We start from the raw sequence: 12403 nt of genomic DNA on the forward strand, positions 1-12403 counted from the left end.
GCGCAGGCGGGCGCTGACGCCCGCCCCTGGGATCAGACTATGGCGATCAGGCCGGCACGCGCGCCGCATGGCGTGGCGGGGCGATCCGGGTCGGGCAGGCGACGGCGAGGTCGAGCACGGCATTGATCCGCCCGAGGCCGAGCCATTTCGCGCAGGAGGCGGTCAGGTCGGCGATCTCGGCCGCGCTGAACGCCGCACGCATCTCCTCCCAGAACGCCTCGTCAAACGCCTGCTTGCCCGCGACGAAGCGTTCGGCGAAGCCGATCGCGAGCGCGATGCGCGGCGGGTAGAGGTGGCGCAGCGCGGGATCGTCGACGTCGCGATAAAAGGCCTCGTCGAGCCCGAACGCCGCCATGTCGGCGATCCGCGCGCCGGAGCAAGGCTCACAGCCGTTGAGATGGGCGATGCGGATGCGGGCCGCCTCATGCTCGGGCACCGACAGCATCGTGTCGGACTGGATCAGGTCGCTGAACCGGTTGGCCGCCTCACCCGTGGCGGGGGGCAGCAGGCTCCACATCTTTTCCCAGTCGCTCTCGGGGCCCTCGGGCAGGTCGATCCGTGCCATGCTCGCTCTCCTGTCTATGCCGACTCGGGTCGGTCGCTGGCAGCCTCGCGCAGCGGGACCCCGCTGCCCAGCCCTCGTTAAGGTCAGGGTCGCCGATCAGCCGTCGAGCGACAGGCCGACCGCCGGACAGGTGCCGGAGGGGGTCATGTCAGACGGCCAGCGCAGTTCATAGGTGACGAGGAAGCCGTCATGGTCCGACAATTCGGGCCCGCTCGGTCCGCCATCGAACATCGCCTCGACCCGAACCGGGCGGATCGCGACGCGGTCGCCGGGCTGGAAGAATTGCAGGTCCTGCGTGTCCATCCACGGTTCGTCCCCGTCCCACGACATCCGGACGTCACAACCATGCGCGCCGCCGAGACAATATTCGTGCACGAGGCCGAGCGACTGATAGCGGGAGAAATTCTCCCAGCGCTCCTCCGACTTGCGCATGTTGAAGTCGCCGCCGAACAGAAGCGGGTGCGCGACGTCATGGGTGCGCCGGATGAAGAAGGAGGCTTCGAGTGCCTGCCGGTCATGGGCGGCGACGTTGCGGACGTTCGACGCCTTCGACGCGCCGCGCGCGTTCATATGGGTGTTGTAGAGGTCGACCGGCACCGGCACGCCCGGAATGCCGAGCCGGACCAGCATGATGCCCTTGTTGGCAAGGCAATCGATCCCCGCGCAGGAGCGGCGGCCATAGGCCTCGGCGCGATGATCGAGCAGCGGGTAGCGCGAGGCGATAGCGAGGCCGCTGCTGGTAAGCTTCAGCCCCAGTTCGCCGAGCAGCCAGCGGGTCCGCCCGGGCAGTTTTTCGCGCGTGGCGGGGCCGGCCGGAGTCATCCGGCGCGGGCCGCCGGCTATGGCCGGGTAGCCGCTGTCGGACAGCGCCGTCTTGGCCGGGCCGCTGAACATCTCCTGAAACAGGACGACGTCGGGCGCGCGCCCCTCCGCGCGCATCTGCGCCAGACGCCGCCCGATCTCGCGCAGTTGCGGTCCGCGTCCCGAGCGGGCGGGCCAGCTCAGCCCTTCGACATTATAGGTCAGCACCGACAGCTCGGTGGTGGTGAAGCGTCCGTCCGCCGATCGTGTCAGCCTCGGCGGCTCGGCCTGCTGACAGTCCAGCGCGCGTCGCGGCAGCGGAGTGGCGCAGGCTGACAGGAGAGACAGGAGAGACAGGGCCAGCAGCGCCATTGCGCTCCGCCTCAGCAAACCGGTCATCCTTGTCACCCGATCGCGCATCCCGCCTCCTGTACCTCGGCGCGGCTCATGGCGGGATCGGGCGGCAGTGCCAAGCCGCGTTGCGGCGGACGGCGCGCTTTGGGCCTAGAAGCGCATCGCCAGACCGAGGCCACCGCCGCCGCCATCGCCCCAGGGGAAGACTTTCACGCGGTCGTCGCGCCGGCTGGTGATCAGGAAGCCGGAGGCCTCGCCCAGCGCAGCCCCGGCAGCGACGTCATACCAGTGATGCTTGCGCGCCTTCACCCGGGCGACGCCGACGAAGGCCGCCGCGATCTGCGCGGGGAGCCCGACCTCCCAGCCATAGCGGTTCTGGAGCGAGGCCGCCGCCGCAAAGGCGCTGGCGGTGTGGCCGGACGGAAAGCTCTTGTCGTTGCTGCCGTCGGGTCGCGTCTCCGGAAAGAGCCGCTTCAGTCCCTCCGCCGCGCCGAAGGCGGCGCCGACGCTGGCGCCCGCCTGCAGGCTGCCGGTCCAGTCGCCCTGCACCGCCGGGACGCCCAGCGCCGAAACCACCACCGCATTGCGGACGATCGAGCTGGCCTTGTCCCAGCTCCGGTCAGATGCGTGCGCGTCTGTCGCGCCCAGCGTCGCCAGACAAGCGACTGCAACCCATAGACTGCCCTTCATCCCTCACCCCATCGTCATTCGTGACGGAGCGAGACGAAGCCGACGAAGGACGCCCGCAGTTCGACCTTGGTCGAGCCGGGATGAACAAAAGGGAAGGACGGAGAAACGGGAAACGGCCCGCCCTGCCGCCTATCGTCCCCGAGGGTGCGTCGGGACGATCTGCGGAGGTGCGGGCCGAGCTGCCCGGCCTAGGCCGGACGGCCCCCCACGCCCGAGAGGGGTCGGGCGATTCTTACGGCGGCGTCCAGGAGGAGGGGATGTAGACGCCGCCGTTTCCGGCCAGGCCGAAAGGGTCAATTCCTGCGGAAGGCGTCCTCGATGCTGACGACGCTCACCACCAGCATGAAGACGAGGGCTGCCGCCACCGGAAGGTAGAGATAATGGTCACCGATGAAGCTGATCATGTCGCTGTCTCCTCGTCTGATGGGAGGAGTTTGGCGGGCCGGGAGCGATTCGCATTTGATCGAGGTCAAAGAACGAAAAAATGTGCGGGCAGCCCGGCGGCGGTCAGAGCAGGCCGTGCCGCTCCAGTTCGACGCGCAGCGGTTCGGCGCCGCGGAAGTGATGCCCGGCGATGCCCAGCGCCTCGGCCGCGCGGACATTGTCGGCGCGATCGTCGATGAAGATCGCCTCGTGCGGCGCAAGGCCGAAGCGGCCGAGGGCGAGGCGGTAAATGGCGGGATCGGGCTTCACCAGGCGCTCGGTGCCCGAAACGACGACGTCCTCGAACAGGTCGAAGATCGCCGCCTCACGCGTGCGGAAGGGCGGCCAGAATTCGTCGCTGAAATTGGTGATGGCATAGAGCGGTACGCTGCGCGCATGCAGCGCGCGGACGATCTCGCCCATGCCCGGCAGCAGGCCGGTGACGGTGTCGGAAAAGCGAGGGCCGAAGGCCGCGATCGCATCGGCGAAGCGCGGCCATTGCGCGATCAGCTCCGCGCTCGTCTCGGCGAAAGGCTGGCCGGCATCATGCTGGTTGTGCCAGTCGAGCGTGACGACGTCGCGCAGAAACAGTTCGAGCTCGTGCGCGGGCACGAGCTTCTCGAAGAACTGCCGGAGATTCCAGTCGTAGAGCACGTTGCCGACATCGAAGATGACGGCGCGCGTGCGACGTTCGACCGGCGGGGTGATCAGCCCTGACGCGCCTTGAAGCGGCGGTTGGTCTTGTTGATCACATAGGTGCGGCCACGGCGACGGATCACGCGGTTATCCCGATGGCGGTCCTTGAGGGACTTGAGCGAATTGCGGATCTTCATGGCGAACGCGCCTGCTTTCTAACCTGATATGTTGAAAAACGAGGCGTCCCCCTATGGTCTGGCCGCCGATGAGTCAATGTCTGATTTGCCCGGCCGCCTGTGCCAATCCTGCAAATCGGCCCTGTTTCCATCGTCGTGGGCCACCCCTCGCCCGTTGTCGCGGCGAATCGTTCATGGACAGTCCAGTTTTCATGATGCACCCAAAACGATGCTGCGGCGTTGATCACAGGATGTGGCCGGAGACCATGGCCGGGAGGTTCGGAATGAAGTCGATTATGTCCAAGGCGGTCCTGCTCGGTTGCGCGGCGGCGCTGGCCGGCTGCGCGGCGCAAACCCCCGAAGTCCGCGTAACCCGATTCCATCTGGGCCAACCGATCGCATCGGGCGAAATCGCGGTGACCTCGCGCGATCCGACCCTGGCCAAGGATCTGGAATTCCAGACCTATGCGCGCATCGTGGCGAACGAGCTGCAGCGCCAGAATTTCAGCATCGCCCCCGACATCGCCAAGTCCGAGCAAGTCGCGGTCGTCGATGTCGAGCGCAACTGGCGCCCGACAGGCCAGCGCAGCGGATCGTCGATGTCGATCGGCCTGGGCGGCAGCAGCGGCGGTGGCTGGGGCGGCGGTACCGGCGTCGGGCTCGGCGGATCGGTCAGCTTCCCGATCGGCAAGTCGAAGGAGCGGATGGACGTCGCCACCCGCCTGTCGGTGCAGATCAAGCGCCGCTCCGAAGGCACCGTCATCTGGGAAGGCCGCGCCGAAACCATTTCGCGCGACGGCGCGCCCGAATCGGCACCCGAAGCCGCCGTTGCCCGTCTCGCCTCGGCCCTGTTCAGGGACTTCCCCGGCCGTTCGGGCGAGACTATCACGGTGAAATGACAGCATTTGACGGCATCGCCATTTCGAGCAGCTTCGACAGCGGCAATATCGCGGTCCTCGGGCGCGAGGGAAACCGTTTCGACCTGGCCATCGTAAAGGACCATCAGTCCGACTTCTACCAGTGGTTCCACTTCCGCCTGACGGGCGCGAAGGGCGTTCCGCTGGTGCTGCGCATCGGCAATGCCGGTGGCGCCGCCTATCCGGAAGGCTGGGCCAATTACCGCGCCTGCGCCTCATCGGACCGCGAAACGTGGCGCCGGGTGCAGACCCGCTATGCCGATGGCGCGCTGACGATCGAGATCACACCCGAGGCCGACGCCGTCTGGCTCGCCTATTTCGCGCCCTATTCGATGGAACGGCACCATGATCTGGTCGCGCGCATCGCCGGCCGGCCGGGTGTCCGTCACGAGCGGATCGGCGAGACGCTCGACGGACAGGATATCGACCTGCTGACGCTGGGCGAAGGGCCAAAGACGGTCTGGTTCTATGCCCGCCAGCATCCGGGCGAGACGATGGCCGAATGGTGGATGGAAGGCGCGCTCGAGCGGCTGACCGATCCGCATGATCCGGTCGCGCGCAGCCTGCGCCAGCGCGCCACTTTCCACATCGTCCCCAACATGAACCCCGACGGGTCGCGGCGCGGGCATCTTCGCACCAATGCGGCGGGCGTGAACCTCAACCGCGAATGGGCGGCCCCGACCGCCGAGCGCAGCCCCGAAGTGCTGTGCGTGCTCCAGCGTATGGACCAGACCGGGGTCGACTTCGCGATGGACGTCCATGGCGACGAGGCCATCCCCCACGCCTTCATCGCTGGTTTCGAGGGCATCCCCGGCTGGACCGAGGAGCAGGGCCGCCTCTATCATCTCTTCCGCGACACGCTGGCGCGCTGCACGCCCGATTTCCAGACGCGCCACGGCTATGGAATCGCACCGAAGGGCAAGGCCAATCTCGCGATGTCGACCAACCAGCTCGCCCAGCGCTTCGGCTGCGTGTCGACCACGCTGGAAATGCCGTTCAAGGAGAATGACGACCTGCCCGATCCCGAGCATGGCTGGTCGCCCGAACGATCGATGCGGCTCGGGCGTGCCTGCCTCGACGCACTGCACCAGATATTGGACGAGGTGCCGGCGCGGGGCTGATCGCGCCGGTCGCCCGCTCAGGCGCTGGCGGCGCCGCGTTCGGTGGCACTCGCCTGCAGCAGTGCCACCGTCGCCTCGTCGAGGGGGCGATCGAAGCGGCAACCCGCCTCGCGGCCATCGGCCCAGACGATGTGCGCATCGACCAGCCCGCGTCCCGGCAGCGCCAGGCCGATCGAGGTTTCAGGTTCGAGATCCTGATAGAGCCGCAGCCGGGCACCGCCTGCGGAAATGTCTATGATACGACAGGGCGCGCGGCTGGCGGTTCTCAGGCGGATCTGCGTTTCGAACGCTGCGGCATGCCGGGGTGCCGTCCTGCGGCATCGACCTTGACGGACCACGACCTCCGAAGAAAACATAGACATCCCCTGCCGCGTCGATCCCGACGGCCCCCGCCGCCGGTCGCAATCGATCGCGATCACCTAAGGGGTTTTACTGAGGTCGCTCCGCACGGGCAACGGCCAATCTGGCCAGCGGTGTCAGGCGTCCAGCTCGATGTCCCAATAGAGCCAGTCGCGCCAACTCTGGTGCAGATAATGGGGCGGAAAGCTGCGCCCATTTTCCTGCAATTCCCAGCTGGTCGGACGACGCGGCGTCTCGAACAGGCGCATGCCCGCCTGACGCGGCGTGCGTCCGCCCTTGCGCAGATTGCACGGCGCGCAGGCGGTGGAGACATTCTCCCAGGTCGTCCGCCCGCCCTGGGCGCGCGGGATGACATGGTCGAAGGTCAGGTCGGTGGTGGCTCCGCAATATTGGCAGGAGAAGCGGTCGCGCAGGAACAGGTTGAAGCGGGTGAAGGCCGGGTGCTCCGACTGGCGCACATATTGGCGCAGCGCGATGACCGAGGGCAGCTTCATCGAGAAATTCGGACTGCGCACTTCGCGATCATAATGGGAGACGATGTCGACCCGTTCGAGGAAGACCGCCTTGATCGCCGTCTGCCAGTTCCACAGCGACAGCGGATAATAGCTGAGTGGGGTATAGTCGGCATTGAGAACGAGCGCCGGGCAACTGTCCGGATGGCGCATGAGATCGGAGTGGTACATGGTCGAACCAGGCCTCCCGCAAAGTGGAGAACCGGTCGCTTCGCCCTCGACCTTCCGTTCGCACACCGGAACGCCTATGGCCGAACCGGCCGCGTCCTCTGTGGCCACTCTTTCGCCGGAAAGCGTGACATGGGCATGACAGCATTTCCGTTGACTCCCCGTCAAGAGCCCGAATGCACGCGCCGCTGATTTCCCGATTCGCGCCCAGCCCGACGGGTCGCCTGCATCTGGGCCACGCCTATTCGGCGATGCGCGCGCATGACCTTGCCCGGGCGGGCGGTGGCCGCTTCCTGCTGCGGATCGAAGATATCGATCCGGGGCGCTGCCGGCCCGAGCATGTTGCGGGCATCATCGAGGATCTGCACTGGCTGGGCCTCGACTGGGACGAGCCGCCACTGTTCCAGTCGGCGCGCCTGCCGCTCTACGCCGCCGCGCTCGACCGGCTGAAGGCGATGGACCTGATCTATCCCTGTTTCTGCACCCGCGCGCGCATCGCCGCCGAGATCGCCGCCAGCGCGAGTGCACCCCATGGTCCCGACGGCCCGCTCTATCCGGGGCTGTGCCGCGCCCTGTCGGCCGACGAGCGTGCCGCCCGGATCGCGGCGGGTGAGGCCCATGCCTGGCGGCTTGACTGCACGCGCGGCGCGGCCCTGGCCGGGCCGCTCCACTGGCATGATGAACAGGCTGGCCGCGTGACGGCGCGTCCCGAAGTGCATGGCGACGTCGTCCTCGCGCGCAAGGATGCGCCGACCAGCTATCATCTCGCCGTCACCGTGGACGATGCGGCGCAGGGGATCAGCGACGTGGTGCGCGGCCGCGACCTGTTCGAGGCGACGCATGTCCATCGCCTCCTCCAGGCACTGCTCGGCCTGCCGACACCCTTATATCACCATCATGGCCTGCTGACCGATGCGGACGGCAATCGCCTGGCGAAGCGCGCAGGATCGCCGTCGCTGGCATCGATGCGCGAGGCGGGGGCAGACCCGGCCGCGATCCTGACACAACTGCGCGAGGCGCGCGCCACGGCCTGATCGGTAAAGCCGGGCTCAGCCGCCGATGCGCGCGGCGGTACGAGCCGTTCCCCGGTAGAGCAGGGCCAGCAGCAGCGCGACAAGTAGAGCCCCGGCGGCCATGGCGACGCCCGGATGGCCGCCGCCCACCAGCGCCAGCGGCTCGCCGCTGCCGGTCGCGACGATCAACCCGGCGAGGAGCACGCCGAACAGGCTTTCGCCGACGATGAAGCCCGAAGCGAGCAGCACGCCCAGCCGCTGCCCGGCGCCCTCGCGGTGGCGCCGTTCGTAGAGATGACCGATCACCGCGCCGATCACGACCGGCAAGGTCGCCGACATCGGCAGATAGATGCCGATTCCCACAGCCAGCGGCGGCAGGCGCAGCAACCCGCGCCGGCCCAGCAGCCCGTCGAGCGCCACCAGCAGCAGGCCGGCGACCGCCCCCAGGAAGATCATGTTCCAGTCGAGTCCTTCGCCCAATATGCCCAACGCGAGCCCAGCGATCAGTGTCGCCTGCGGGGCCGGAAGCGGCGATGCGGGGCTGGGGAGGCCGGTGCCGGGCAGAGGCGCGAAGCCATAAGCGCGGTTGAGCAGGTCGAGGATCGGCGGAATCACCGCCGATCCGGCGAGCGTACCGATCATCAGCGCGACTTGCTGCTTCCACGGCGTGGCACCGATCAACTGCCCGGTCTTGAGATCCTGAAGATTGTCGTTGGCGATCACCGCGCAGGCCAGCACCAGCGCGGTCACGAACAGCGCGAAGGCGACCAGCTGCGGCCCGGCCTCGGCCCCCGCCAGCGGCCGCACCGCCACCGCCAGCAACAGCGCCGATCCCAGCACCGCCAGGATCGCCAGCCCGGACACCGGACTGTTGGACGATCCGATCAGCCCGGCCATGTAGCCGCACACCGCCGCGACGAAGCCGCCCATCAGCAGGACATAGACGTAGAAGGCAAAGGACAGCGGCAGCGCCAGGCCGGCGAGTGGACCGCTGCGCAGGAAATGCCAGAGCAGGGCAAGGATCGGCAACGCGACCAGCGCGACGATGACGGCAAGCCAGCCGACCGGCATGTCGCGCTCCTCGATCGGTAGCAGCGCGCCTTCGGCCTTCCGACGGCGCGATGCCGCGAGAGCGTCGGACATGCCCTGCCAGAGCGGGCGGGCGAGCTTGCCGAGCGTCCAGATCGACGCTGCCGCGATCACACCGGCACCGAAGAAGCGGACCTGCCCGCCGAACACGGCCAGCGCAGCGTCCTCGGCGGGGCCGGGCGCCGCGGCAATCGCCGACAATATCGGGGTGGCAACTCCGAAGGCGATCAGCAGGCCCAGTCCCATGGAAAGGCCGACCGACAGCCCGACCAGATGGCCGGCGCCGAGCAGCGCGAAGGACAGAGACGCGGAGATGCCGGTAGCGGCAGAGGTACCGCCGATGCGGAACCAGGTCGACGCTTCGGCCGCAACCAGCTTGGTCGCGCCCAGCAGTGCGAAGCCGATCGAGGCAAGCGAGCCCAGCCCGATCGTCCGCAGCCCGGCACGCGCCTCGGCTGCGCCTTCAGCGGTCTGGGTACCGACCTTGAGCACCTCGGCCGCTGCGACGCCCTCGGGATAGGGAAGGTCGGATCCGGTCACCAGCGCGCGCCGCAACGGCACCGACAGCACCACACCCATCATGCCGCCCGAGGCGCACAGCAGAAAGGTCTGCCAGAAGGGAAAGCCCTGCCACCAGCCGATCATCACCAGACCCGGCAGGACGAAGATGATCGAGGCGATGCAGCCCGCTGCCGAGGCCACCGTCTGGACGATGTTATTCTCGAAGATCGTGCTGCCCCGCACCATACGCAGCAGCGCCATAGAGATGACGGCGGCGGGGATGGAGGTCGCGAAGGTCAGGCCGACCCTGAGCCCGAGATAGACGTTGGCCGCCGTGAAGACGAAGGTGATCGCGATACCGAGCAGCACCCCGCGCAGCGTAAGCTCCCGCACCGTCGGGCCAGATTTCGCCGTCATTCGCATACCTCGCTGCCGTGTCCCGCCTGCATGCTCCCCCACGGCCATCCTGGCAATGGCGGCTTGGGTTCAACGCAGGTGCAGTGAACTGACACAGATGAAACCCGAAAAAACGACGGATTCAAACGTTTGCAAATTCTTTTCGCACCTGCACATTTTTTGCTTGCCGAATCATGTTCGCAGGCGCACAAAGGTCGGGCCTTTCAGGCATCCTCTCCTAAAACTTTCAAGGCCGGCCCCTCGGGACCGGCCTCTTTTTTTGCCTGCGGCAGGAAAACGGGTGGAGCGCGCGATGGCGATCAGGAGGCGGCGAGGATGTGCGCACGCACCTGCGGATAAATCTGACCTTCCCAACGGCGCCCGCTGAACACGCCATAATGGCCGACGCCGGCTTGCAGATAATGGCGCTTCATGTGCGGGCGCAGCCCCGAACAGAGATCATGCGCCGCAGCGGTCTGCCCGACCGCGCAGATATCGTCGCGTTCCCCCTCGACCGTCAGCAGCGCGGTGCGGCGGATGCGGCCGCAATCGATCCGGCGGCCGCGATGTTCGAGCTCGCCCTTGGCGAGCAGGGCGCGCTGGAACACCCGGTCGATCGTCTCGAGATAGAATTCGGCCGTGAGGTCCAGCACCGCGAAATATTCGTCGTAAAAGTCCCGGATCGCGCGCGCCTGCTCTTCCTCGCCATCGGCGAGATGCTGGTAGAGGGCCCGGTGCTGTTCGAAATGGCGGCTGGAGTTCATCGCCATGAAGGCGCTGAGCTGCAGGAAGCCGGGGTAAACCCGCCGTCCGCGCCCCTCATAACGCAGCGGGACATTGTGGATCAGATTGTCCTCGAACCATTGGAAGCTGTTGCCGGTCGCGAGATCGTTGACGGCGGTCGGATTGATCCGGACGTCGACCGGCCCACCCATCAGGGTCAGGCTGCGCGGGCAGGCCGGATTGGCATCTTCGGACATCAGCGCCACCGCGGCCAGTGCGGGTACGCAGGGCTGGCACACCGCGACCATATGCACGGGCGGGCCGATTTCCTGGAGGAAATGGACGACATGGTCGACATAGTCGTCGAAGCCGAAGCTCCCCGCCGACAGGGGCACGTCGCGCGCATTCTTCCAGTCGGTGATATAGACGTCATGGTCGCGCAGCAGCACCTCGACGGTGTTGCGCAGCAACGTCGCGAAATGGCCCGAAATGGGCGCGACCAGCAGGACCTTGGGCTGCTCGACCGCCTGCGCGGGCTTGGCGAAGCGCAGCAGGTCGCCGAAGGGCGTCGCCGCGACCAGCTCCTCGCGTACCGGCACCTCGCCATTGCCGCACAGGGCGGTGGCGATGCGATACGCCGGACGGTCTGCAGTCAGTCTGGTGTTGGCGACCATGTCGAGCGTCGCATAGAAGCTGTTGGCCAGCGGCGCATGGGCCAGCGCACCAAACATCGGGCGGGTACGCAACCCCGCCTCCGCCATCAATCGCATCGGGGTGGCGAGGTCGGTCATCGTCTGGAAGAACTGGTACAACATCGCCGGCCGCCCCCTTGCCGAAACAATAAATCAGCACTTTGGTCGTCTGCCAATATTTTAATGTTGCACTGCGTCATGAACTTTTGACGCCTGGCTTTCTTTGGTGGCATGTTCGGTACCGAAAAGGGGGTGCCGATGCCGCAAGCCGTCCTGACGCTGTCCAGCCGCAACTATTCCTCCTGGTCGCTCCGCGGCTGGCTGCTGTGCCGCATGGCCGGGCTCGACCTGCGCGAGGACATGGTCCCGATCGACGCGCCGGGCCAGCGCGCCGAATTGCTGCTGCTGTCACCCTCGGTCCTGGTGCCGCGGCTGACCCATGAAGGGGCCAGCGTCTGGGACACGCTCGCCATCGCCGAATATCTGCACGAGCGCTTTCCCGACGCCGGCCTCTATCCCGCCGACACGCTGATGCGCGCGCATTGCCGGTCGATCTCGGGCGAGATCCACTCCGGCTTCCAGAACCTCCGCTCGGCCCTGCCGATGAACCTGCGCAGCCGCCACGAAAGCTTCCGCCTGTTCGCCGGCGCCAGACCTGATATCGAGCGGATCGAGACGATCTGGCAGGACTGCATCGCCCGCTATGGCGGCCCCTGGCTGTTCGGTGAGGGCCCCACCGTCGCGGACGCGATGTTCGCCCCCGTCGCGACCCGCTTCGTCACCTATGCCGTCCCCCTCGCCCCGGCCTGCGCTGCCTATCGCGACACGGTGATCGCCTGGCCGCTGATGCAGCAATGGACCAAGGCGGCGCTGGAGGAGCCCGAGGAAGTCGAGGAGCTCGACGCGGAGTTCTGAGGGAGGGCGCTGATCAGGCGCGCGCCGCCAGCGTCCTTTCCCAGGCGAGGGCGTGGGCGACGATGGTGTCGAGGTCAGCGAGGCGCGGGCGCCAGGGGGTGGTCGCAAGGATGCGGCTATTGTCGGCGATGAGCGCGGCAGGGTCGCCCGCGCGGCGCGGCTCCATGCGGCGGACGATGCTGCTGCCTGCCAGCCGGTCGACCGAGTCGAGCACTTCGAGCACCGAGAAGCCCCGGCCATAGCCGCAGTTGAGGACATGGCTGCGCGCCGGATCGGCGATCAGCGTGTCGAGCACATGGAGATGCGCGTCGGCAAGATCGCTGACATGGATATAGTCGCGCACCCCGGTCC

At 67.4% G+C, this 12403-nt stretch carries 13 protein-coding genes and 1 pseudogene; 4 read left to right on the forward strand and 10 right to left on the reverse strand.

Annotated features, from left to right (window positions below; translation table 11 throughout):
* Positions 1–46 precede the first annotated feature (46 nt).
* The 5 genes from KAY22_RS18095 to ykgO all read right to left on the reverse strand — a co-directional run bounded on the left by KAY22_RS18095 (position 47) and on the right by ykgO (position 3666).
* Entirely contained in the window at positions 47–565 is a 519-nt protein-coding gene (locus KAY22_RS18095) for a hypothetical protein (RefSeq protein WP_296624698.1), read from the reverse strand.
* Positions 566–661: 96 nt separating this feature from the next.
* A complete protein-coding gene (locus tag KAY22_RS18100; protein ID WP_296624699.1) occupies positions 662–1738 on the reverse strand; it encodes an endonuclease/exonuclease/phosphatase family protein in 1077 nt (358 codons plus the stop codon).
* Positions 1739–1870: 132 nt separating this feature from the next.
* The gene (locus KAY22_RS18105; RefSeq protein ID WP_296624700.1) at positions 1871–2410 is read right to left on the reverse strand and encodes a phosphatase PAP2 family protein; all 540 of its coding nucleotides are present in this window, start codon (positions 2408–2410) and stop codon (positions 1871–1873) included.
* Positions 2411–2917: 507 nt separating this feature from the next.
* A complete protein-coding gene (locus KAY22_RS18110; RefSeq protein ID WP_366514105.1) occupies positions 2918–3541 on the reverse strand; it encodes an HAD family phosphatase in 624 nt (207 codons plus the stop codon).
* A complete protein-coding gene (gene ykgO / locus KAY22_RS18115; RefSeq protein ID WP_003046794.1) occupies positions 3541–3666 on the reverse strand; it encodes a type B 50S ribosomal protein L36 in 126 nt (41 codons plus the stop codon). Before ykgO ends, KAY22_RS18110 begins: the two co-directional genes overlap by 1 nt.
* 263 nt (positions 3667–3929) lie before the next feature.
* Between ykgO and KAY22_RS18120 the strand changes: the two genes are divergently transcribed.
* Together KAY22_RS18120 and KAY22_RS18125 are read left to right on the forward strand one after the other, a co-directional pair.
* A complete protein-coding gene (locus KAY22_RS18120; RefSeq protein WP_296624702.1) occupies positions 3930–4544 on the forward strand; it encodes a DUF4136 domain-containing protein in 615 nt (204 codons plus the stop codon).
* Complete coding sequence (locus KAY22_RS18125) at positions 4541–5683, forward strand: M14-type cytosolic carboxypeptidase (protein ID WP_296624703.1); 1143 nt, start codon at positions 4541–4543, stop codon at positions 5681–5683. The genes KAY22_RS18120 and KAY22_RS18125 overlap by 4 nt, the downstream gene beginning before the upstream one ends.
* Positions 5684–5700: 17 nt before the next feature.
* Here KAY22_RS18125 and KAY22_RS18130 read toward each other — a convergent pair whose 3' ends face one another.
* Both KAY22_RS18130 and KAY22_RS18135 read right to left on the reverse strand, forming a co-directional pair.
* The gene (locus KAY22_RS18130) at positions 5701–6045 is read right to left on the reverse strand and encodes a PilZ domain-containing protein (protein WP_296624704.1); all 345 of its coding nucleotides are present in this window, start codon (positions 6043–6045) and stop codon (positions 5701–5703) included.
* A gap of 114 nt (positions 6046–6159) precedes the next feature.
* Complete coding sequence (locus KAY22_RS18135; protein ID WP_296624705.1) at positions 6160–6726, reverse strand: HNH endonuclease; 567 nt, start codon at positions 6724–6726, stop codon at positions 6160–6162.
* Positions 6727–6899: 173 nt separating this feature from the next.
* Here KAY22_RS18135 and gluQRS point away from each other — a divergent pair, with 173 nt between their 5' ends.
* Positions 6900–7757, forward strand: coding sequence for a tRNA glutamyl-Q(34) synthetase GluQRS (gene gluQRS, locus KAY22_RS18140; protein ID WP_296624706.1), 858 nt, complete (start codon positions 6900–6902; stop codon positions 7755–7757).
* A 15-nt stretch (positions 7758–7772) separates the two neighbouring features.
* Here the strand turns inward: gluQRS and KAY22_RS18145 are convergent, their stop codons facing one another.
* Both KAY22_RS18145 and phaZ read right to left on the reverse strand, forming a co-directional pair.
* Positions 7773–9743, reverse strand: coding sequence for an oligopeptide transporter, OPT family (locus KAY22_RS18145; protein WP_296624707.1), 1971 nt, complete (start codon positions 9741–9743; stop codon positions 7773–7775).
* Positions 9744–10042: 299 nt separating this feature from the next.
* Positions 10043–11260 carry a polyhydroxyalkanoate depolymerase gene (gene phaZ / locus KAY22_RS18150; RefSeq protein WP_296624708.1) on the reverse strand — a complete coding sequence of 406 codons (1218 nt, stop codon included), beginning with the start codon at positions 11258–11260 and terminating at the stop codon, positions 10043–10045.
* Between the two features lie 135 nt (positions 11261–11395).
* Between phaZ and KAY22_RS18155 the strand changes: the two genes are divergently transcribed.
* Positions 11396–12052: a glutathione S-transferase gene (locus KAY22_RS18155; RefSeq protein WP_296624709.1), complete on the forward strand. Its 657-nt coding sequence runs from the start codon at positions 11396–11398 to the stop codon at positions 12050–12052.
* A gap of 13 nt (positions 12053–12065) precedes the next feature.
* Here the strand turns inward: KAY22_RS18155 and KAY22_RS18160 are convergent.
* A pseudogene (locus KAY22_RS18160) lies at positions 12066–12403 on the reverse strand (UDP-glucose 4-epimerase GalE); the annotation flags it as partial.

Source organism: Rhizorhabdus sp. (assembly GCF_018006725.1).
In the GTDB taxonomy this organism is placed as follows: Bacteria; Pseudomonadota; Alphaproteobacteria; order Sphingomonadales; family Sphingomonadaceae; genus Rhizorhabdus.